Raw genomic sequence first — 22152 nt, forward strand, 5'->3', positions numbered from 1 at the left:
AACGCAACCCGGCCCAAGGATACACCATGACAGCCCAAAGTTTTCCGCCCGCCAAATTCCAGAGTTTCGAGGAAAAGGCCGACAAGAAAACGGTGGCGCCCCGTCTCGCCGCCCTGCGCCAGGCGATGGCAAAGGCGGGCGTCGATGCCTTCCTGATTCCGCGCGCCGATGCCCATCGCGGCGAGTCCGTTCCGGCCTCGGATGCCCGGCTGGCCTATATTACGGGGTTTACCGGCTCGGCCGGACTGGCGGTGGTGGGGGCGAAGAAAGCGGGTCTGTTCGTCGATAGCCGCTATACGCTCCAGGCGCCCGCCCAGACCGATACCAGTAAGGTCAAGGTGCATGAATGGCTGCTGGGCGGCATTTCGCCTGACGTGGCCAACTATGTGCCCAAAGGCGGGAGTATTGCATATGACGCATGGCTCCATACGCCTGCCGAGATCCGGGACCTGGTCGCCAAGCTGGAGGGACGGGCAAAGCTCGTGCCCGGCCCCAACCTGGTGGACGCCATCTGGGCCGACCGCCCTGCTCCGCCGGTTTCGCCGATCGAATTTCTCGGCCACAACCGCGCCGGCCAGACTGCGCCGGACAAGATCGCTGAAATCCAGCAATCCATTGCCGGTGACCAGGCCGATGCCGTGGTGCTGACCCTGCCGGAATCGATCTGCTGGCTGCTCAACATGCGCGGCCGCGACGTACCCAATACGCCCTTTGTGCTGGGCTTCGCCGTGGTGCCGAAAAAGGGCCAGCCGACGCTCTATCTCGATCCGGCCAAGATCACCGACGAGCTGAAGGCTGCATTGGCAGGCGTGGCGAAAGTGGCAAGTCGCAAGACCCTGCCCGTCGCCTTGGCGCGGCTGGGCAAGGCTGGCAAGGCAGTGATGATCGATCCTGCCACTGCCCCCGAGGCCATCGTGGCGGCGCTGAAGGAGGCCGGGGCCAGGCTGGTGGAAAAGCGCGATCCGGTGCTGCTGCCCAAATCGCGCAAGAACCAGGCCGAACTGTCCGGCATGCGCGAGGCCCATCTGCTCGATGGCGTAGCGCTGGCCAAATTCCTCGCCTGGTTCGACAGTGCCGCGCCCAAGGGCGGACTGACCGAAATCGGCATCGTCACCGCGCTCGAAGCCTTCCGTCGCGAGGAGGAAACCTGCGTCGATGCCAGCTTCGACACCATTTCCGGCGCCGGGCCGAACGGGGCCATCGTGCATTACCGGGTGACCGGCAAGACCGACCGTGTGCTCAATCCCGGCGAACTGATGCTGGTGGATAGCGGCGCGCAATATCTGTCGGGCACGACCGACATTACCCGCACCCTCTCGACCGGCAAGCCCAGCGACGAGGAACGCGACCGCTATACGCGCGTGCTCAAGGGCATGATCGCCATATCCATGACGCGCTTTCCCAAGGGCACGACCGGGGCACAGATCGATGTGCTGGCACGGCAATTCCTGTGGCAGGCCGGCCTGACCTATAATCACGGCACCGGGCATGGCGTGGGCGCCTATCTCGGCGTGCATGAGGGGCCGGTGGGCATTTCCCCGCGCTACACGACGCCGTTCGAGGTGGGGAATGTGATCTCCAACGAGCCGGGCTATTACAAGGCCGGCGCCTACGGCATCCGCACCGAGAACCTGATCACCGTGGTGGAGAGCCCGGAATTCCCCGGCTATCTGGAATTCGAGACGCTGACCCTGGCGCCGATCGACAAGAGGCTGATCCGCAAGTTGCTGCTATCGGAGGCAGAGCGGGCATGGCTGGATGCGTATCACCACCGGGTGTGGAAAGAGATCGGGCCGCGGGTGAAGGGCAAGGTGAAGGACTGGCTGAAGGAGGCGACTGGGGCGCTGTGAGGGGCGCCTAGACTAGCTGGCTGAAATTGCGCTGGTGCTTATCGCCCCACCCCACCCTCGGTCCCTCCCCATCAAGGGGAGGGAGGCGCCAGCACAGAGACCAGTGTTCATCGTCTCCCTCCCCCTTGTGGGGAGGGATTAAGGGTGGGGGTGGGCCACCCACTCAGGAGCTAGGGCGCCCCTCAATACCCCGCAGCCGCCTCGGCGAAAATCTCGGTCAGCCGATATTGATTGTCCGGATTGGTTGAAACCACATCGTCGATCTTCCAGCCGCCGTCTTCCAGCACCAGCTCATAGCTCAGCGCACGGGGCTCGCCGAAATTGCGGAAGGTCACGTCGACCGAAGCATAGTCGCCGGCAATGCCGGGAGCGCCAATGACAAGCTCCGTAATGTCGTAATCCTGCCCGTCGATATAGGGATCGAAGCTGATGGCGCCCATTTCGCCTTCGCCGGCCAGCTCGACATCGTTGTCGTAGAGCGCCTGCAGGGCTCGCGAGCGGAACTGGCTCTCGTCCTCGGAGAAGGTGTCGCTGAAATAGGGTTCGTAAAAGGCTTCGAGCAGCGCCTGCGGCGTCTCATAGGGCTGTGCGGCGGCAAGGCCGGTCAGGGCCAGGAACATTCCGGTGGCGAAAGCGGCTAGGCGCATCGAGAACTCCGAGGATCAGTTGAACCAGAGGGCAAAGCCCGGCCAATTGTCGCCGAAAACGCGGTTGGCGTCGGCAAACGCATCGGCATCGGCGATGGGGCCTTCCTTGAGATAGGGCAGCGCGCCGAGGCCGGTGAACAGCATGACCAGGTCAGTCTCGGTGGCCGTCTCGAAATAGGCCTTGAGATCAAAACCCTGCTTGAAGCGCCAATGCGGCAGCAGCAATTCGCCATTGAGGATCTCGTCGAGCCTGTCGAGCGTGGCCAGCCAGGCAGCGACGGTTTCTTCTGTCACCGGCGTATCGGGCACCAGCGAGGTCTGGTGCGGGCCGGGGACCAGCTCCTTGTCATCGTCGGTCTCGGCCAGGATCAGCTCCCAGTTCTTGCGCGACAGGGCGGTGATGGACAGCAGGCGCTCGCGCACCCCCGCCAGCCGCGCCGCATCGGTGACCGGGAAATCGGCTGTGTGGATGGCCGCGATGATGTCGGCGATGAAGGTGTCGCTATCGGGGTCCATGAACAGCGTGCCGCCGCGCGAATAATCCTGCATGGGCAGATCGGCTTCGGGGAAGACCCGGTGCAGATAGGCGTCGTAGAATTGCGAGAAATCATGCGCCAGCAGCAGCTCGGCCGGGGTCGAGATAATGGTGCTGTAGCCGGCCAGCCAGATGGCATCGGCATTATCGAAGCCGATGGTCAGGTCCGGGGCCGCAGTATCGGGCTTGGTCTTGCTCTTGCCTGATGGAGGCGGGCCATCGGGCGCGGGAATATCGGTGAATTCACCGAGCGGGCCGAGCAGCGACGCCAGCGTCTCGCCTGGCTCGGCCGTGCCATTGCCGTCAAGATCGATGCGCACTTTGAGCGGATCGATGGGAATGACGAAGCCCGTGCCCATATCGGCCATTTCGAAATGGCCGCGCGCCACGTCGAGCAGGCTGGTGAATTCCTCGAGGATGTCACGCAGGCCCTGATAGGTCAGCGGCTCCGGATCGGGATTGGCCGGGCGCGCGGGGGCATCGAGCCCCATGCCGAACAGCATGGCCATGGCCGGAGAATTGGGCGCGGTGGCGCCATGGCGGTAAAGCGCCTGGGCCGTACGCTCATAGGCGGTGACCAGATCGAGCATGCCGAGCGCAAAGCAGGCATCGGCATTGTATTCGTCGCAGCGTTGCAGGGCGAGGTCGCCGATCTCAGCCAGCGTGCCGTCATAGAGGCGCTGGGCGAGCTGGTCGCCGACTTCGCTGGCGGAGGCCGCAGCCGGCAACATCATGGCGGCCATGGCGACCGCAGAAAAACCCCTCATCACACTCTCCCTCGTGACGTCTCGGTAACGCTATTTGCCGACGCGTACGAACCACTCGTCTTCGCTGATGACCTCGACGCCAAGCGCTTCGGCCGTTTTCAGCTTGGAGCCGGCGCCGGGACCGGCGATCAGGATATCGGTTTTCGCCGATACCGAGCCCGCCACCTTGGCGCCAAGCCGTTCGGCCATAGCCTTGGCTTCCGATCGTGTCATTTTTTCGAGGGAGCCGGTGAAGACCACAGTCTTGCCGGCCACGACGCTGTCGGCCGAGACATTGACGATATAGGGCTTGGGGTGGACCTGGGCCAGGAGGGCATCGAGCACGTCGTCATTGCGCTGGTTGCCGAAGAAACCGACCAGCGCCTCGATGACCGTGCCGCCAATGCCATCGACGGAGGGGAAGACGCTTTTGGGGTCTTCGGCGGCGGCGGTTTCCTTGCCCACCTTGATCAGCTCATCCATCGTGCCGAAGGTGCGCGCCAGGGCGGCGGCCGTGGTCTCCCCGATATGGCGGATGCCCAGCGCAAAGATGAAGCGGTCGAGCTCGGGCTCGCGGCGGGCGTCGATGGCGGCGAAGAGCTTGTCGAGCCCTTCGTAGTTGCGGTCTTCGACGGCGCGGACATTCTTGCGCACCTTGCCCGAGGCAGCTTCGCGGATTTTCGCCTGTTCCTCGCGGCGCTCGGCCAAAGCCTGCTGCACGGCGGGGCGGCGTTCATGCAGGGTGAAGATGTCGGCAGCGGTGCGCACCAGACCCTTGGAAAAGAACAGCTCGATATTTTCCGCGCCCAGCCCCTCGATATCGAGCGCGCCGCGCGACACGAAATGGCGCAGGCCTTCCACCGCCTGGGCCGGGCAGATCAGCTCGCCGGTGCAGCGGCGGCGGGAATCCTCCTTGCCGGTCTTCTCGTTGAGCTCGCGCGTGGCGGGCGAGCCGCAGACCGGGCAGGTATGCGGGAACTGGTAGGGCACGGCATCGGCGGGGCGCTTTTCCAGCACCACGCGGACGATCTGGGGAATGACATCCCCTGCCCGCTGGATGACCACGGTATCGCCGATGCGGATATCGATGGGTTCGTCGCCGCGGATCGGCAGGCCATTGCTGTCGATGCCGGCAATATAGTCCTCGTTGTGGAGCGTGACATTTTCCACCACCACGCCACCCACCGTCACCGGCTCCAGCCGCGCCACCGGCGCCAGCGTGCCTGTACGGCCGACCTGGATATCGATGCGCCTGACCGTGGTCGTCGCCTGCTCCGCCGGGAATTTATGGGCCACGGCCCAGCGCGGCTCGCCGGTGACGAAACCCCAGCGGCGCTGCAATTCGAGCTGGTCGACCTTGTAGACGACGCCATCGATATCGTAGCCCAGCGAGGAGCGCTGCTCCTCGATCAGCTTGTACTGGGCGATGAGTTCATCCACCGACTTCGCCCGCACCATCAGCGGGCTGACCTGGAAGCCCCACTCGGCGAATTTCTGCACCGCGTCATACTGGGTCGGTGCCGGGTCCTCTGACGTAAAACCCCAAGCATAGGCGAAGAAGCGCAAATTGCGGCTGGCGGTGATGGACGGCTCCTTCTGGCGCAGCGAGCCGGCCGCGGTATTGCGCGGATTGACGTAATCCTGCCCGCCGGCCGCGGCCGAGCGGGCCTTGAGCGCCTGGAATTCGGCATAGGTCATATAGACCTCGCCGCGGATTTCGATGGTCTGCGGCCAGCCCGAGCCGGCCAGACGCTCGGGAATATCCTTGATGGTGCGCAGATTGGCCGTGATGTCCTCGCCGACGGCGCCGTCGCCGCGCGTGGCGCCCTGCACGAAGACGCCGTTCTCGTAGCGCAGGGAGGCCGAGAGCCCGTCGATCTTGGGCTCGGCGGTGAAGGCGATTTCCAGCCCCTCGTCGCGCTGGAAGAAGCGCCGGCCGCGCTCGATGAAATCAACCACATCCTCATCGGTATAGGCCTTGGCGAGGCTGAGCATGGGCACGGCATGGCGCACCTTGGCAAAGCCTTCGGCCGGCGGCGCACCGACCGACATGGAGGGACTGTCCTCGCGTACCAGATGGGGGAAGGCTTCCTCGATGGCGTCGTTGCGGCGGCGCATCGCGTCGTAGGCCGCATCGGTGATCTCAGGCGCGTCCTTTTGGTGATAGGCGATATCGGCCTCGGCAATGGCCGCGGCCAGCCGCGCCAGTTCGGCATCGGCTTCCGGCTCGGTGAGATCGTCGACGGGTTTTTGGGACAGGTCGGTCATTGGAATACTCGGCGGCGATTATTGTTTCTGGCGAAGAGGATACCCCCTCCCAACCTCCCCCTGATAGGGGAGGAATCCGGCTGGCGGGTGTGGCGCGATAGTGCCACAAGCTCGATCGGCTCCTCCCCCTATCAGGGGGAGGTTGGGAGGGGGTATCCCCTACCCGACTTCGCTCAGCAATTTGCTCGCCGCCGCCCGGGCTTCATCCGTCACCTTCGCGCCGGCCAGCATGCGCGCGACTTCCTCCTGCCGCGCAGATACGTCCAGCGGCTTCACATGCGTGCGCATGAAGGCGCCTTCGCTGACGGCCTGTTTCTCGATCAGCAGGTGTCTTTGCGCCCGCGCGGCCACTTGCGGGGCGTGGGTGACGGCGAGGACCTGCACCTTGCCGGCCAGCCGGGACAGGCGGCGGCCGATGGCATCGGCCACGGCGCCACCGACGCCGGTGTCGATTTCGTCGAAGATCAGCACCGGGGCCGAGCCGCGATCGGCCAGCACCACCTTGAGGGCGAGCAGGAACCGGCTGAGCTCGCCGCCCGAGGCGACCTTGAGCAAGGGGCCGGCGGCGGTGCCGGGATTGGTCTGCACATGGAAGGCGATCTGGTCGAAGCCGGAAGCGGCAATGCGCGCCTTGTCGATCTGGTGATCGACGATGAATCGGGCCGAACCAAGCTTGAGGTCGGGCAATTCCACGCCCACCGCCTTGCCGAGGGCGGCAGCGGCCTTGGCGCGGCCGGCGCTAAGGGTTTCGGCCAGCTTGCGATAGGTTTCCAGCGCTTGGGCTTCCGCCGCCTCGAGGGCGGCCAGTCGGGTTTCCCCGCTTTGCAATGTGTCCAGATCGGCGCTGTATTTTTCCAGCACCTCGCTCAGCCCGTCGCAACTGGTCTGGTGCTTGCGGGCGGCAGCGCGCAGGGCGAAGAGACGTTCCTCGACGCTTTCCAGCTCGGCCGGGTCATAGGCCATTTCGCGCTTGAGGTCTTCGAGCGCATCGCTGGTGCGATCGAGCGCCACCAGGGAGGCGTCGAGCGTATCGACGATGGGCTGGAACAGGGCCTGCCCGCCATCGATCTTGCGCATCAGGCGGCGCATCAGGCTGGCCAGAGCCGGCGTGGGCGCCGATGGGCCATTGAGCATCTCGTCGATTTCCACCACATCGGAGGCGGAGCGCTCGACCTGCTGCAGATGCTGACGACGCTCGGCCAGCTCTTCTTCCTCGCCCGCGACCGGCCTGAGCTTTGACAGCTCCTCCACGGCGTGGCGGGCATAGTCTTCCGCGGCCAGTGCCTGGGCCACCAGGGCCTTCTGCGCCACCACGGCATCCTGCGCATCGCTGAGGTCCTGCCAGGCGTCGCTCACCTTGGCTGCGGCGGCATCGAGCTCACCGAAGGCGTCGAGCGCCGCGCGATGGGTGGCGACGTCGACCAGGGCCCGGTCATCATGCTGACCGTGGATTTCGACGATCTGGCTGCCGACCTTCTGCAACAGGGCGGCGGAGACCGGCTGGTCGTTGATAAAGGCGCGGGTGCGGCCATCGGCAAACTGCACGCGGCGCAGGATGACATCCTCGTCGTCGGGAATGGCATTGTCGCGCAGGGCGGCGCGCGCCGGATGGTCGGCGGCCAGTTGCAGCACGGCGACCACCTGCCCGCTCTCCTGCCCGCTGCGCACCAGCGAGGCATCGCCCCTGCCCCCCAGCGCCAGCGTGAGCGCGTCGAGCAGAATGGATTTGCCGGCACCGGTCTCGCCGGTGAGGACCGTCATGCCGCCATCGAGCGCCAGGTCGAGCTGGTCGATGAGGACGATGTTGCGAACCGAAAGCGCGTTCAGCATGCGCGGACTATTCCCGGACTTCGATCAACCAACGTGGATGGACATCATTTACCACCACTGCATCATTCCCGCGAAGGCGGGAATCCACCTTATCCGCGGGGAAGAATGGCTTCCCGCCTTCGCGGGAATGACACAGCAGATGGAAGTCTCCCAAAAACGAACCGGGGCGCATATTAGCGCCCCGGAACAAACTAGCAACAAATTCCTTCGGAACCGTTAGTTCCGCAGGCCCGCCATCCAACTACCGCTGTTCACGGCAGGGGCCAGGCCCTGCTTGGCCAGCAGGTCATAGGCCTGCTTGTACCAGGTGCTGGACGGGTAATTGTGGCCCAGCACGGCGGCGGCGGTCGCCGCCTCGTTGGTCAGGCCGAGCAGCAGGTAACCCTCGGTCAGGCGGAACAGAGCTTCCTCGACATGGGTCGAGGTCTGCCAGGTTTCCACCACGACGCGGAAGCGGTTGATGGCGGCGGTATATTGGCCATTGCCGAGATAGTAGCGGCCGACCGACATTTCCTTGCCGGCGAGCTGGTCGAAGGCGACGAGCAGCTTTTCGCGCGCATCCTCGGCATATTCGGACCTGGGATAGTTTGAAATCACCAGATTGTAGGTCTCGATCGCATCGGCCGAGAGCTGCTGGTCTCGGGTGATATCCTTGATCTGGGCGAAGTATGAATTGCCCTTGAGATAGAGCACATAGGCCGCATCGGGCTTGTTGGCATAGAGCGCCATATAGCGGTCGGCAGCCAGGATGGCCTCGTCGAGCTTGCCGCTGCGATAATTGGCATAGACCTGCATCAACTTGGACTTTTCCACCAGCGGGTCACGCGGATGCTGGCGGTCGAGCGTTTCCAGCGACTTGATGGCCGTGGCGTAATACTGGCGATCCATATCGTCCAGCGCCTTCTGATACAGCGAGGCGGCCGGAATGATCGGCTCTTCCTTGATCTTTTGCGGACCGAACATGCTGCAGCCGGCCAGCATTGCGGCGAGCAGGGCAACCGTGAGGAACCGGGCGGCCCGGCCGGTGAGACCACCAATAGCGTCAACTGTCACGAACTGCCCCGTCCTTATAACGAAAACCGCTTGCCTGCGGCGTAGTTAGCAAATGGATCAAAACTGTGGCGCCGCGCGCCGGTCCCATCGGGATCAGCGTACGGACCGCAGGTAATGATTGACCGCCAACCCCTCGGGCTGATCATCGAACGCCTCGAATTCGAGCGGCAGGTCCTCGGCCTCGACTATCTCATAATTGGCTTCGCTGGAAAAGAGACCGGTCAACACATGCGCGTTGAGCGCGTGCCCGCCCTTGTAGGAGCGGAAACGGCCCCAGATCGGCAGGCCGCCGAGCGACAGATCGCCGATGGCGTCGAGCAGCTTGTGGCGCACGAATTCGTCTTCATAGCGCAGCCCGCCCGGATTGAGGATGCGGTCCTCATGCACGGTGATGGAATTGTCGAGGCTGGAGCCGAGCGCATAGCCGGCCTGGCGCAGGATCTTGGCATCGCGCACGAAGCCGAAGGTGCGGGCGCTGGACACGTCTTCGTAGTAGCGGCGCGGCGTCCAGTCGAAAATCATGCGCTGGCGGCCGATGACCTTGGAGTCGAAATCGATCTCGAGGTCGAGCGCGCGGCCGTTATAGGGCTCGAGCGCGGCAAAGGCGTCGTTGTTGCGCACGGTGACCGCACGCATGATCTTGAGGAACTTGCGCTGCGCCGGCTGGATTTCGAGGCCGACCTGCAGAATCGCTTCGGCAAAGGGCCGCGCGCTGCCATCCAGAATCGGACATTCGCCGCCATCGAGGGTAATGAGCGCGTTATCGACGCCCATGCCTGATAGCGCCGACATGACATGCTCCACCGTGGCGACGCTGACGCTATCGCCCAGATCGAGCGTAGTGCAGAGCGTGGTGCGGGTGACACGCGAAAAATGCACGGGAACCGGGGCTGTCGTGGTGCCATCGCTCTTGACGCGGCAGATGGTGATTCCGGTATCGGGAGCGCCTGGGCTGATGGTCAGGGTCACCGGCTGGGCACTATGCACGCCATATCCGGAAAAGCTGGTCGCGGCCGCGACTGTACGCTGGCGCGTGGACAATTTGTTCATACGCGAAATAACTCCGACCCCAAGCCCGAACGCCCGAAAACTGTGTTAGCCAAAAAAAAACTCGGCGCGAAAGCCGCGCCGAGCAATGTTCTCCGGAATTTACGAACCGCCTGTTAACCGTGCTTGCGCAGGAAGGCCGGAATTTCCAGGCTGTCCTTCTGCGGTGCCGGCGCCGGCTGGCGGCCATGGGCATCGAGATTGCCACGGGCACCCTCGACGGCGGGGGCAACCCGCGAAGTCCTTGCGCCACCTGCCTCAATGGCGCTGCGCGCAGCGGCGTCGTCGGCGGCTGAATAGGGCACTTCCTCACGAGCTGGCGCCTGCGGCTGGCCCAGGTTGAGACCCACATTGGAGGCCAGTTTCTTGAACAGCGCGCGTGCGTTGCGCGGCTCGGAATCGTGACGTTCCTGTTGCTCCTGTGACCGCCTCGCAACAGCAGGCAGTTCCTCGGTGCGCGGCATGCGGCGCTGACCCTCGGGGCGAGCGGCGTGGGACGGCACATAGACGCTGGGCACCGGCTCGTCGGCCATGGCGGGCGCATCGTCGGCTTCCTGCACGCTCTCGGCGGCCGGGATATAGGGCTCGACGAAAACGCCATCGTCTTCCATGTCATAGGGCGCGGGCGCCGGAGCGGACATGCTGAAGGCTTCGGCCACGGCGGCCTCGACCTGATGTTCGATGGCCTGCGCCGGAGCGGGCGTCGCCAGGGCGGCGCGCTCGGCGGAAACACGGGTCGGCTCGACCGGCACATGGCGGCGCACTTCGAGCGGCGTGCGCGAAGCATGCGGCTTGGCCGGCTCCAGCGCCTGGACCATGGTGGCATCGGTGCCGGTGGCGACGACCGAGACGCGCAGCGTGCCGGTCAGGCTCGGATCGTAGGTCGCGCCCAGGATGATATTGCAATCGGTGTCGACTTCCTCGCGGATGCGGCTGGCTGCCTCGTCGACTTCGTACAGCGTCAGGTCCGGACCGCCAGTGATGGAGATCAGCAGGCCCCGCGCCCCCTGCATCGACACATCGTCGAGCAGCGGATTGGCAATGGCGGCTTCGGCGGCGTGGCGGGCACGATCTTCGCCCGAAGCCTCGCCGGTCCCCATCATCGCCTTGCCCATGCCGCGCATCACGGCGCGCACGTCGGCGAAGTCGAGGTTGATCAGGCCTTCCTTGACCATCAGATCGGTGATGCAGGCGACGCCCGAGAACAGCACCTGGTCGGCCATGGCGAAGGCATCGGCGAAGGTGGTCTTCTCGTTGGCGACGCGGAACAGGTTCTGGTTGGGGATGACGATCAGCGTATCGACATGGCGATGCAGCTCATCGATCCCGTCTTCGGCCAGGCGGGCGCGGCGATTGCCTTCGAAATTGAACGGCTTGGTGACAACGCCAACCGTGAGGATCCCCTGCTCGCGGGCCGCGCGGGCCACGACCGGCGCCGCGCCGGTCCCGGTGCCGCCGCCCATGCCGGCGGTGATGAACACCATATGCGAACCGCTGAGGTGATCATTGATCTCGTCCCAGCTTTCCTCGGCCGCCGCACGACCCACTTCAGGGTGCGAACCGGCACCCAGGCCTTCGGTAACACCGACGCCGAGCTGGATGATCCGCTGCGCCTTGGACAAGGCCAGAGCCTGGGCATCGGTATTGGCGACGACGAAATCGACACCGTCGAGCCCGGATTCAATCATGTTGTTGACGGCATTGCCGCCGGCGCCGCCCGTGCCGAACACGGTAATGCGGGGCTTGAGTTCCTGGATATCCGGGATGGTGAGGTTGATCGTCATGGAAGGCCCCATAGTGGCGTGATTGGTAAAGATTTACCCTCCCAAACGTTAACCGGCCCCTAACAATTGTCTCACCGGTGTTAACGTGAACGCAATTTGCGACACTCCCCGGTTACGCATTGAGGGTCCGTTAACCACGCGAAAAACCCCGACAAGCCCTGTTGACACCGTGTATATAACCATTTAGCAATATAACATATTGGTTCTGGACAAAGGCTCCGGCGCCTATCGAGGAGAATGAAAAATGACCAAGATCATGCCCTGCCTGTGGTTCGACAACCGCATCGACGACGCCATCAAGTTCTATACCGAGACCTTCAAGAGCGCGAAGGTGCACGACGTGGTGCGCCAGGACCCCAAGGGGCCGGCCTTTACCGCCGTGATCGAGCTGGAAGGACAGAAGTTCCTGCTGCTCAATGGCGGGCCGCAGTTCAAGTTCAACGAGGCGGTGAGCTTTTCCATCGACTGCGCCGACCAGGAAGAGGTTGACTATTTCTGGAACAAGTTCGTCGGCGAAGGCGGCGAGGAAAGCATGTGCGGCTGGTGCAAGGACCGCTTCGGCCTCTCCTGGCAGGTGGTGCCCAAGCAGATGTTCGATACCGTCTATGGCAAGGACCCTGTAGGCGCCAACCGCGCCATGCAGGCCATGCTGCAGATGCGCAAGCTTGATGTCGCCCAGTTGCAGAAGGCCTATGCGGGCGGTTGATCCTCTCGTCCGCGAGAGGGATGTTCAGTCTGTGGCTCCCGTCACCCCACCCTCATTCTCTCCCCATCAAGGGGAGGGAGGCGCCAGCTCCGATGCCCGTGTTCATCGTCTCCCTCCCCCTTGTGGGGAGGGATCAAGGGCGGGGGTGGCCACACGCACCGGACTGGCGGAAAGATCCTAGTTCACTTGCGAGGTAGAGGTGGCACGCCCCCTCCTTCCCGCCGCTACAGCCAGCCGCGCCGCTTGAAATAGAGGAAGGGCAGCACGGCCGAAGCAACCATCAGCCCCAGCGAAAAGGGATATCCGAAGTCCCAGTGCAGTTCGGGCATGATATCGAAGTTCATGCCATAGACCGAGCCGATCAGCGTCGGCGGCAGCAGCACCACCGCCACGACCGAGAAAATCTTGATGATCTGGTTCTGCTCCAGGTTGATCAGCCCCAGCGTGGCATCGAGCAGGAAATTGATCTTGGTGGAGAGCGTGCGGGCATGCTCGCCCAGCGACAGCGCATCGCGCTGGATCAGCTTGGACAATTGCCTTGCCTCGCGCGCCGCCTTGGTTGTCCCCTCATTGGAGGCGCCGTGATAGGCGGTGAGCCGGGACACGCTGACCAGGCTTTCCTGCACCATGGTCAACAGCTCGGCCTTGCCGCCGATCTGTTCGATGATGGAGCGCAGGTCCTGCTGGAATTTCTCGGCGGTCGAGCTTTTCTTTCGGAACACGTCGCGGGAAATCTGGTCGATTTCATTGCCCAGCCGCTCCAGCGCATCGGCGGTGCGGTCGGTCATCGCTTCGAGCAGGCCCAGGAACACTTCGGCCCCGCTCTTGCAGGCCACGCTTTTCGGCTTCACCGCCCGCATCGCATAGGCTGCGAACGGCCGGGGATCGGCAAAGCGCACGCTGACCAGCGTATTGCCCTTGAGAATGAAGGTGATGGCTGTCTTGATCGGGTCTTCGGTATCGAGTCCCGATAGCGCCGTCATGGTCATGAACTCCGCGCCGTCCTCGGTATAGAGGCGCGAGGATAGCTCGATTTCCTCCATCTCGGCCTTGGTGGGGATTTCGATGGCCAGGAGGTTGTTGACCAGCGCTTCTTCCTCCGGCGTGGGATGGAGCAGGTCCAGCCACACCAGATTGGTGGCGCTGCTCAATTCCGCAGCGGGAACTTCAACGAGCCGGGCAAGGGTATTCTGATAGCTGCGCAGCATGGGCAAACTCCTGAGGCATAGACCGCACGCGGCCGCCTCACAGGGTTGCCGTCAGTGTCGGGGGGGCAGCGAAAATGGGCGACGTCGAACTTCGACTGTCGGGATTCATGGTGTTTCTCGATTTTTGATACGGCCGGGCCGTCAACACGCCTCTGTTGCGCCGAGCGCCTGCCGGTGTCAACCGCTAGAGCATCGCGCAGAAAAGTGGGAACCGGTTTTCGGCAAAAGGCGATGCAACAACAAAGGATAGAGCGGCACTTTTGCGTTCGACAGAACGCACGCCGCTCTAGAAGCTTGTGCGCAGCCAGTTGCCGACGCGGGCGAAATAGCCGTCGGTGCCGGTGAGTTTGCGGCTGCCGCGCGGCTCGGCATATTCCTGGGCGCAGACCTGCGGATAGATCAGCATGCCGGCGACGCTGGCAAAGGCAGCGCCCTTGGCCATTTCGGGCAGGCCGGCAATGCCCATGGGGCGGCCATTGCGCACATTGCGGGCCAGGATACGCCGGGCGACTTCCGGCAGGCCGGTCATTTCACTGGCGCCGCCCGTCAGCACGAAGCGGCGGCCGCAGACATCCATCATGCCGGTGGCCTGCATGCGGTCGCGGATGGCGGTGAGGATTTCCTCGATGCGCGGGCGCATGATGCGGGTCAGCACCGACCGGGCCACCTGCCCCGGTGCCTCGTCATGGCTGGCGCCGACCGGCTGGATGGGGATCAGGTCGCGTTCATCGGCCTGGCCGGGCAGCACCGAGCCGTAGAAGGTCTTGAGGCGTTCGGCATCGGCCACGCTGACCGAGAGCTGGCGGGCAATATCGAGCGTCAGGTGGTGGCCGCCAATGGCGATGGCATCGGCATAGACCAGATGGCCGTCGTTGAAGACGGACACGGTGGTCGTCGCGCCGCCGAAGTCGATGCAGGCCACGCCGAGCTGGGCTTCGTCATCGACCAAAACGGCCAGGCCCGAGGCATAGGGCGTGGCGATCAGCGCTTCGATCTGCAGGTGGCAGCGATGCAGCACCAGTTCGAGATTGCGCATGGCCAGGGTTTCCGAGCTGACCACGGCGACATCGACGCCGAGCTTGTCGCCGACCATGCCCTTGGGGTCGCGAATGCCCTTCTGGCCGTCGATCGCGTAACCGATCGGTAACGCGTGAATGATGGAGCGCTCCGGCCGCACCGAGCGCTCGTTGACGGCGCGCAGCACGCGATGGATATCGCCCTTTTCCACTTCCTGCCCGTCGAGCGAGACGGCGGCGGAGAAGGTCTCCGAGCCAAGACGCCCGGCGGTGACGTTGACGATGACGGTTTCGAGCGTCAGCCCCGCCGCGCGCTCGGCCATGCCGACCACGGAGCGGATGGCCTGCTCGGCCTTTTCGATATCGGTGACGACGCCGCTCTTGACCCCGGAGGACGGGCCATAGCCAAAGCCGATCACCTCGGCCTGGTGCGAGCGCCCGCGCAGCGCCTTGCCCTCGGCGCGCGGGGTGAGGCGCGCGATGACGCAGCAGATCTTGGTGGAGCCGATATCCAGCACGGCAACCAGCGTGGTCTTGCCGGGCTGGACAGGGCGAAGCCGGGAGGTCATGGCGTCGGTCATCATTGCGGAAGTGTCGTCGGTTGGGGAAACGTGGTCGATGGCAGGTTGCGCGGCGGCAGCGGATAGGGCTGGGCCGACCGGGCGCGTTCGGCAATGGCGGCCTTGCGCGCCTTTTTCCTCGGCCGCCAGTTCCTCGTCGGTCTTGGTGGGACGCACGGCAACCAGCGTATCGACGCGCATGTCGATGACGGTCACGTCGCGGTCGAGCAACTGGTATCTGGCCTGGTAGGATTCCAGGTTCCGCAATGCGCGGGCGACGCCCAGTTCGGGCAATTGCACGCGCAGGCCGGTATCGTAGATCAGGTCCCAGCGGCGGTCGGCAATGCGCGACAGCGCCACCAGCCCATCCTGCAGCGCCGGATGCTGGTCGAGCGCGCGGATCATCACCATGGCATCGTCATTGGCGCCGTCGCCCACCACCAGCGGCAGGTCGCTATAGGCGCCATGATCCTCGCCGATCTGTTCGCCCGCGCCATCGACCAGGAAAGTGATGCCATCGACCCGCCAGCGGGCGACCGGTAGCTTTTCGGTTACCGTTACGATGACGTCGCCGGGATAGGTCTTGCGCACGGTGACGCCGGCAACGGCTGGCAATTCGGCGATGCGCTGGCGAGCGGCTTCGACATCGAAGCTGACCGTGGAGGTATGCGGCTCGATGCCGAGCGCGTCGAAAATGGCCTGTTCGCTGGTGAGCGTCTGGCCGGAAATGGAAATCTCGCCGATGGCAAGGCCCGCAGCGGCGAACCGACCCTGCGCCACATCGCCCAGCGCGATGGCGCCGATGCCGATGGGCTCGCGCAGTTCATAAATGGCGATGGCGGCGCTCAGCAGGGCCGCAACGGCCACGCCGCGCATGATGGCCTTGCGATGCAGCACCCAGGCGCGGCCGAGATTGTTGGCGAGCTTGCGCCGGGGCGAGCGGACAGGAACAGGCAATGCGCGGGGATCGACCACCCTTGCGCCGGCGAGAAAGGTCTCGCTCTTTACCTGTTGCAACTCGCGTCCTCCACCATCCAGGCGACCAGCTCTTCGTAGGAATGCCCGGCATGCACAGCCTGCTCGGGCACCAGCGACGTCTCGGTCATGCCCGGCTGGGTATTGATCTCAAGACAGACCAGTTCCCCGTCGGGACCGGCAGCGTCGTTGTAGCGGAAGTCACACCGCGTCACGCCCCGGCAACCGAGAGCCGCATGCGCGGCAAGGCTTAGCTTTTGCACTTTGTCGTAAATTTTAGGTTGAAGCTGCGCCGGAATAATGTGGACCGATCCGCCTTTAGCGTATTTGGCCTCATAATTGTAAAAGCTCAGATCGGTGACGATCTCGGTGACGCCAAGCGCCACGTCGCCCATCACGGCGCAGGTCAGCTCCCGGCCGGGAATGTAGCGCTCGACCATGATCTCTTCGCCGCAATTCCAGTCTTCGCGCAGGATTTCCTGCGGCGGATGGCTGGTGCCTGTCTTGACGATGAACACGCCGAAACTGGAGCCCTCGGCAATCGGCTTGATGACATAGGGCGGCGCCATGACATGGCTGCGCGCCGCTTCGGGCCGCGACACGATGACGTGATCGGTCACCGGAATGCCGGCGGCCTTGAGCATGATCTTGGCCTGGTGCTTGTCCATGGCCAGCGCCGAGGCCAGCACGCCCGAATGGGTATAGGGGATTTCCAGCAGTTCCAGCACGCCCTGGATCATGCCGCTTTCCCCGAACGGACCATGCAGCGCGTTGAAGGCGACATCGGGCTTGAGCTCGAGCAGGACATTGGCGATGTCACGCCCGACATCGACCTCGGTCACCCGGTAGCCGGCGCGGCGCAGGGCCGACGCGCACTGCGCCCCGCTGCTGAGCGAAACCGGCCGCTCATTGGACCACCCGCCCATGAGGACGGCGACATGCTTGGTCATGGAGAGGTCCTTGCATTTGGGCTGCGGAAAGAACCCCCACCCTCACTCCCTCCCCCTTGTGGGGAGGGAGTGAGGGTGGGGGTGATGCCGCAGTCAGCCACGATCATACCGGGTCTTTACCAATCAGCGCGCCAAGCTCGCCCGGCAGGGAAGCGGCCCATTGGGTGATGTTGCCGGCGCCCAGACACACGACATAATCGCCATCCTCGGCGCGGCCGGCGATGAGCCGGGCCAGGTCTTCCGGCTTGTCGAGCACGCGGGCATCGCGGTGGCCCAGGGCGATGATGCGATGCACCAGTTCCTCATGGGTCACCCCGGCAATGGGCTGCTCGCCGGCGGCATAGATCGGCGCCACGATGACCGTATCGGCATCGTTGAAGCAGGCGGCGAAATCGTCGAACAGGTCGTGCAGGCGGCTATAGCGATGCGGCTGCACCACTGCGATGACGTCGCGCCTGGTCGACTGGCGCGCCGCGCGCAGGGCCGAGGCGATTTCGACTGGGTGATGGCCGTAATCGTCGATAATGGTGATGCCGCCCACTTCGCCGGTCTTGGTGAAGCGGCGTTTGACGCCCGAAAAGCCCTTGAGCCCCTTGCGGATGGCATCGGCCGGCACACGCAGCTGGTCGGCCACGGCGATGGCGGCGGTGGCATTGAGCGCATTATGCTCGCCCGGCATGGGCAGTTCGAGCCCGTCGATGCGCAACTGCGTCTGGCGGATGCGGTCGCGGATTTCGACGGCGAAATGGCTGATGCCATTGACGGTGTTGAGTTCGACCAGCCGCACGTCGGCCTGCGGATTGGTGCCATAGGTGATGACGCGGCGATCCTGGATTTCGCCGACCAGCGCCTGCACCACGGGATGGTCGAGGCACATCACGGCAAAGCCGTAGAAGGGGACATTTTCCACGAACTGGCGGAAGGCGCGCTTGACGCCCTCGAAGTCGTGATAGTGGTCGAGATGTTCGGGGTCGATATTGGTGATCACCGCCACGTCGGCGGGCAGCTTGACGAAAGTGCCGTCGCTCTCGTCGGCCTCTACCACCATCCAGTCGCCGCCGCCCAGCCGCGCATTGGTGCCATAGGCATTGATGATGCCGCCATTGATGACGGTGGGGTCGAGTTCGCCTGCATCGAGCAGGGTGGCGACCAGCGTCGTCGTGGTGGTCTTGCCATGCGTACCGCCAATGGCGATGGCATTCTTGAAGCGCATGATCTCGGCCAGCATCTCGGCGCGGCGCACCACCGGCAAAGCGCGGGCGCGGGCCGCCATCAGCTCGGGATTATCCTTCTTGATGGCCGAGGAGATCACCACGACTTCGGCTTCACCCAGATTGTCGGCCGACTGGCCGATATGGATGGTGATGCCCATGTCGCGCAGGCGCTGCACATTGGGATTGGCCGCAGCATCCGAGCCCTGCACGATATAGCCCTGATTGTGCAGGATTTCGGCAATGCCGCTCATGCCGATGCCGCCAATGCCGACAAAATGCACCGGGCCGAGGGTTTCCGGCATGTTCATGAGCGTGGGTCCACTTCGATATTCTTGCCGGAAAGCATCTCGGCCAGGTCTGCCAGCTTCTCGACGGCGCGCGGCTGGCCCAGCGCGCGGGCCGCATCGGCGGCCTGGGTGAGCGTCGCGGGGTCGGTGAGCAGCGTCGTCAGGCGAGTGGCAAGCGATTGCGGTGAAAGCGTGGCCTGCTCGGCGATCCAGCCGCCGCCGGCCGCCTCCACCACCAGCGCATTGTTTTTCTGATCGGCATCGAGCGAGCCGGGCAGCGGGATCAGGATGGACGGGCGACCCAGCACGGTGAGCTCGGCAATGGTCGAGGCGCCCGACCGGCCGATGACCAGATGGCTGCCGGCAATGCGCTCGGGCAGGTCGGTGAAGAAGGCCGCCAGCTCGACATTGATCTTGGCCTGCCGATAGGTCTCGGCCACGCGATCGAGGTCATCGGCCCGGCATTGCTGCACGATGCGCAGCCGGGGCCGCAGGCTGTCGGGCAGCAGCGCCATGGCGGGCGGCACGATTTCGCTCACGGCCCTGGCCCCCTGGCTGCCGCCGAAGATCACCAGCCTGATCGGGCCATCCGCCGTCAGCGGGGGATATGGCGTGGTGGCCACGGCGCGCACCCTGTCGCGCACCGGATTGCCGGTCACGACCTTTTCAAGGTTCAGCGTATCGGCAAAGCGGGTTTCCGAAAAGCTCATGGCCAGCATGTCGGCAAACCGGCCCAGCGCCCGGTTGGCCCGGCCCATGACGGCATTCTGCTCGTGCAATATGCCGGGAATACCGAGCAGGCTCGCCGCCACGAAGGGCGGGAAAGTGGGATAGCCGCCAAAGCCGATCACCGCATCGGGCTTGATCCGGTTCAGCTTGCCGAAGGCCACGGCAATACCGCGCAGGATGCGGAAGCCGCCCGTGACGAATTTGAACGGGTTACGCAGCGAGGGCGTGGCCGAAGGCACGATGTGAACCTGGCTGGCCGGAAAATCGCCGCCATAGCTCGCCACCCGATGGTCGGTCATCAACTCGACCTTGTGGCCGCGCCGGATCAGCTCCTGCGCCAGTGCCATGGCCGGGAAGAGATGCCCGCCCGTGCCGCCTGCCATGAGAACGAAAGTCTTCATTCGGCAGGCGCCAGCGGCGCCACGGCGCTCTTGTAGCTGGGCAGGCCGGTGGCCATGCGCTCCTCGGGCTTGGTGCGGGTAAAGGCCAGCATCAGCCCCATGCCGAAGGCAATGGCGATCATCGAGGTGCCGCCATAGGAAACGAAGGGCAGCGTCATGCCCTTGGGCGGGATGAGGTTGAGATTCACGGCCAGGTTGATACCCGATTGCATGGCGAACTGGATCGCCAGGGTCGAGGCGGCCAGGCGCGCGAACAGGCTCGTCTGCCTTTGCGCCCCCATCATGGCGCGCAGCACGATGAAGGCGATCAGCGCCACCAGCACGAGGCAGAACAGGATACCGAATTCGCCGGCCGCAGCCGAGAAGACATAGTCGGCATGGGCGTCGGGGATGAGCTTCTTGGCGATGGATTCACCCGGACCACGACCGAACCAGCCGCCTTCGAGCAGCGACTGCAGGGCGCGGTCGATCTGGTAGGTATTGCCGCCCCCTTCCGGGTTGAGGAAGGTATCGATGCGGCGCGACACGTGCGGAAACAACGCATAGGCGCCGAACAGCAGCGCCCCGGCGGCACCGGCCAGCCCGAAAATGATGAACCAGGAAATGCCTGACAGGAACAGCAGCACGGCATAGGTGCCGAGCACCAGCGCCGTCTGCCCGATATCGGGCTGCAGCAACAATCCCCCGACAATGGCACCCATGATCAGCGTGGCGATGATCTTGCCCGGCACGTTCTTGTGGATCATCGATTCCGCGAATAGCCACGCGCCCAGCACGGCAAAGGCCGGTTTGACGAATTCGGACGGCTGCAGGGACTGGCCGGCAAAGGAAATCCAGCGCCGCGCGCCCTTGACCTCGGTGCCGAAGCGCAAGGTCGCCCAGAGCAGCAGCAGGCTGACGGCAAGCGTCACCAGCGCCCAGATGCGCGCCTGGCGGTGGCTGAGAAAGGAGGTGACGATCATCACGCCCAGCGCGGGCACGCAGAACATGGCGTGGCGGATGATGAAATGCCACGGCGACAGGCCGAGGCGCTCGGCCACCGGTGGGCTGGCGGCGAAGCTCAGCACCATGCCGCAGGTCATCAGCAGGATCAGCGCCCCCAGCAGTTCCCGGTCTATCGACCACCACCACTCCGCCAGAGGCGTCTTTTCGGCACGGGAAAACATCATGGGAAAGCCGGCTACTCGATACAAATCGATTTGAATTGTAGCAGGCGGTTGGTTACCGATTTCCGAATCGGAAATGCATTTTGCGAAACAGAACGGCCCCGCGCGAAGGCGGGGCCGTCCAGGCAGGAGGACTGCCGATCAGTAGACGTAGACGGTCAGGCGCGAACCGGAGCGATCGACGCCCAGAACCCGGTTGGCACCATAGCTGGTGCGGCTGAGGGCCGCCGCCACGAGCGCATCGGACTGCACGGCATATTGCAGCTGATCGAACTTCTGCTGGCTACGCAGCATCTGCGCCAGTTGCTGGCGATCGGTCGGGCAGAGCTGCACCGGGACGATCTCGATGTTGGAGGCCCGGTTCCAGCCCGAGAACGAGGTGCGCTCGAACAGCGTCCACGCCTGGTTGGGGTTGAAGCCGGTGCAGTTTACGCCGCCGCCGGTGCTGGCCACGGCCGTTCCGCCGCCGCCGTTACCGCCATTGCCGTTTCCACCGTTACCGCCGTTTCCACCGTTGCCGCCGCCGCCGCCATTGCCGCCGCCGCCGCCGCCATTGCCGCCGCCGCCACCGTTGCCGCCGCCGCCATTGTCACCGCCACCGCCATTGCCACCGCCGCCACCGCCACCGCCGCCGACATTGATATCGACGCCGACCAGGCCATTGCTGCCGCCGACATTGACATTGGCATCAACCGCGCCGCCGACATTGGCATTCACGTCGAGCAGGCCATTGCTGCCGCCACTGCTGACATTGGCCGTGACCAGGCCATTACCGCCCGAGCTGGGCAGCACATTGGCGTCGAGGATATTGCCGCCCCCGCCACCGAGCCCGAGATTGACGACACCGGAATTGCCGGCCTCGCCGCTACCCAGAGTGATGAGGGCTCCGCTATCGCTATCGCCGAGGATGCCCAACAGGCTTTGCGCCGCCGCCGGCTGCGCAAATACACTCGCCGCAAGCATCACCGCGGCCAGGCTCGTAAGAACGTTGCGTCGCATAATTTTTTCCTCCGAAAACTTAAGTACCAGACAAGAACTAATTACGTCATGGCATAAGCCGTCGCACTCCGAACAAGCACACAAAGTTGCGCACCCATACATAGACTCACGTCCGACTCATCGCTCAAAACGATTTCATAAAATCGACTCTATGCAAGTAAATCTAGACTGTAAGATTATA

The 22152-nt window shown here is 64.3% G+C and carries 16 protein-coding genes and 1 pseudogene; 2 read left to right on the top strand and 15 right to left on the bottom strand.

Annotation, left to right across the window (positions count from 1 at the left end):
• Positions 1–26: 26 nt before the first annotated feature.
• Entirely contained in the window at positions 27–1850 is a 1824-nt protein-coding gene (locus NVV79_RS21645; RefSeq protein ID WP_303994047.1) for an aminopeptidase P family protein, read from the top strand.
• A gap of 182 nt (positions 1851–2032) precedes the next feature.
• Here NVV79_RS21645 and NVV79_RS21650 read toward each other — a convergent pair whose 3' ends face one another.
• From NVV79_RS21650 to ftsZ, 7 genes are all read right to left on the bottom strand, one after another.
• A complete protein-coding gene (locus NVV79_RS21650; protein ID WP_303994048.1) occupies positions 2033–2497 on the bottom strand; it encodes a DUF3828 domain-containing protein in 465 nt (154 codons plus the stop codon).
• Positions 2498–2512: 15 nt separating this feature from the next.
• On the bottom strand, positions 2513–3799 hold the full coding sequence (locus NVV79_RS21655; protein WP_303994050.1) for a hypothetical protein: 1287 nt from the start codon (positions 3797–3799) through the stop codon (positions 2513–2515).
• Positions 3800–3829: 30 nt separating this feature from the next.
• Positions 3830–6037, bottom strand: coding sequence for an NAD-dependent DNA ligase LigA (ligA, locus tag NVV79_RS21660; RefSeq protein WP_303994366.1), 2208 nt, complete (start codon positions 6035–6037; stop codon positions 3830–3832).
• Between the two features lie 168 nt (positions 6038–6205).
• The gene (recN, locus tag NVV79_RS21665; RefSeq protein WP_303994052.1) at positions 6206–7876 is read right to left on the bottom strand and encodes a DNA repair protein RecN; all 1671 of its coding nucleotides are present in this window, start codon (positions 7874–7876) and stop codon (positions 6206–6208) included.
• Between the two features lie 216 nt (positions 7877–8092).
• Positions 8093–8929: an outer membrane protein assembly factor BamD gene (locus NVV79_RS21670; RefSeq protein WP_303994054.1), complete on the bottom strand. Its 837-nt coding sequence runs from the start codon at positions 8927–8929 to the stop codon at positions 8093–8095.
• 93 nt (positions 8930–9022) lie between these two features.
• The gene (lpxC, locus tag NVV79_RS21675) at positions 9023–9979 is read right to left on the bottom strand and encodes a UDP-3-O-acyl-N-acetylglucosamine deacetylase (protein ID WP_303994057.1); all 957 of its coding nucleotides are present in this window, start codon (positions 9977–9979) and stop codon (positions 9023–9025) included.
• 113 nt (positions 9980–10092) lie between these two features.
• Positions 10093–11760 carry a cell division protein FtsZ gene (ftsZ, locus tag NVV79_RS21680; RefSeq protein WP_303994060.1) on the bottom strand — a complete coding sequence of 556 codons (1668 nt, stop codon included), beginning with the start codon at positions 11758–11760 and terminating at the stop codon, positions 10093–10095.
• A gap of 244 nt (positions 11761–12004) precedes the next feature.
• Here ftsZ and NVV79_RS21685 point away from each other — a divergent pair, with 244 nt between their 5' ends.
• On the top strand, positions 12005–12466 hold the full coding sequence (locus tag NVV79_RS21685) for a VOC family protein (protein WP_303994063.1): 462 nt from the start codon (positions 12005–12007) through the stop codon (positions 12464–12466).
• A gap of 224 nt (positions 12467–12690) precedes the next feature.
• Here NVV79_RS21685 and NVV79_RS21690 read toward each other — a convergent pair whose 3' ends face one another.
• The 8 genes and pseudogenes from NVV79_RS21690 to NVV79_RS21725 all read right to left on the bottom strand — a co-directional run bounded on the left by NVV79_RS21690 (position 12691) and on the right by NVV79_RS21725 (position 21971).
• Complete coding sequence (locus NVV79_RS21690; RefSeq protein WP_303994065.1) at positions 12691–13674, bottom strand: magnesium transporter CorA family protein; 984 nt, start codon at positions 13672–13674, stop codon at positions 12691–12693.
• A 286-nt stretch (positions 13675–13960) separates the two neighbouring features.
• A complete protein-coding gene (ftsA, locus tag NVV79_RS21695) occupies positions 13961–15259 on the bottom strand; it encodes a cell division protein FtsA (RefSeq protein WP_303994368.1) in 1299 nt (432 codons plus the stop codon).
• A 198-nt stretch (positions 15260–15457) separates the two neighbouring features.
• Positions 15458–16126 (bottom strand): annotated as a pseudogene (locus NVV79_RS21700) (cell division protein FtsQ/DivIB); the annotation flags it as partial.
• Between the two features lie 128 nt (positions 16127–16254).
• Entirely contained in the window at positions 16255–17175 is a 921-nt protein-coding gene (locus NVV79_RS21705; RefSeq protein ID WP_303994067.1) for a D-alanine--D-alanine ligase, read from the bottom strand.
• A gap of 103 nt (positions 17176–17278) precedes the next feature.
• The gene (gene murC, locus NVV79_RS21710; protein WP_303994070.1) at positions 17279–18697 is read right to left on the bottom strand and encodes a UDP-N-acetylmuramate--L-alanine ligase; all 1419 of its coding nucleotides are present in this window, start codon (positions 18695–18697) and stop codon (positions 17279–17281) included.
• Complete coding sequence (gene murG / locus NVV79_RS21715) at positions 18694–19806, bottom strand: undecaprenyldiphospho-muramoylpentapeptide beta-N-acetylglucosaminyltransferase (protein WP_303994073.1); 1113 nt, start codon at positions 19804–19806, stop codon at positions 18694–18696. The genes murC and murG overlap by 4 nt, the downstream gene beginning before the upstream one ends.
• Positions 19803–20972: an FtsW/RodA/SpoVE family cell cycle protein gene (locus NVV79_RS21720; protein ID WP_303994370.1), complete on the bottom strand. Its 1170-nt coding sequence runs from the start codon at positions 20970–20972 to the stop codon at positions 19803–19805. The genes murG and NVV79_RS21720 overlap by 4 nt, the downstream gene beginning before the upstream one ends.
• A gap of 141 nt (positions 20973–21113) precedes the next feature.
• Positions 21114–21971: a hypothetical protein gene (locus NVV79_RS21725; RefSeq protein ID WP_303994075.1), complete on the bottom strand. Its 858-nt coding sequence runs from the start codon at positions 21969–21971 to the stop codon at positions 21114–21116.
• Between the last annotated feature and the right edge of the window lie 181 nt (positions 21972–22152).

The organism is Devosia ginsengisoli, from assembly GCF_024707105.1.
GTDB classification, from domain to species: Bacteria; Pseudomonadota; Alphaproteobacteria; order Rhizobiales; family Devosiaceae; genus Devosia; species Devosia ginsengisoli_A.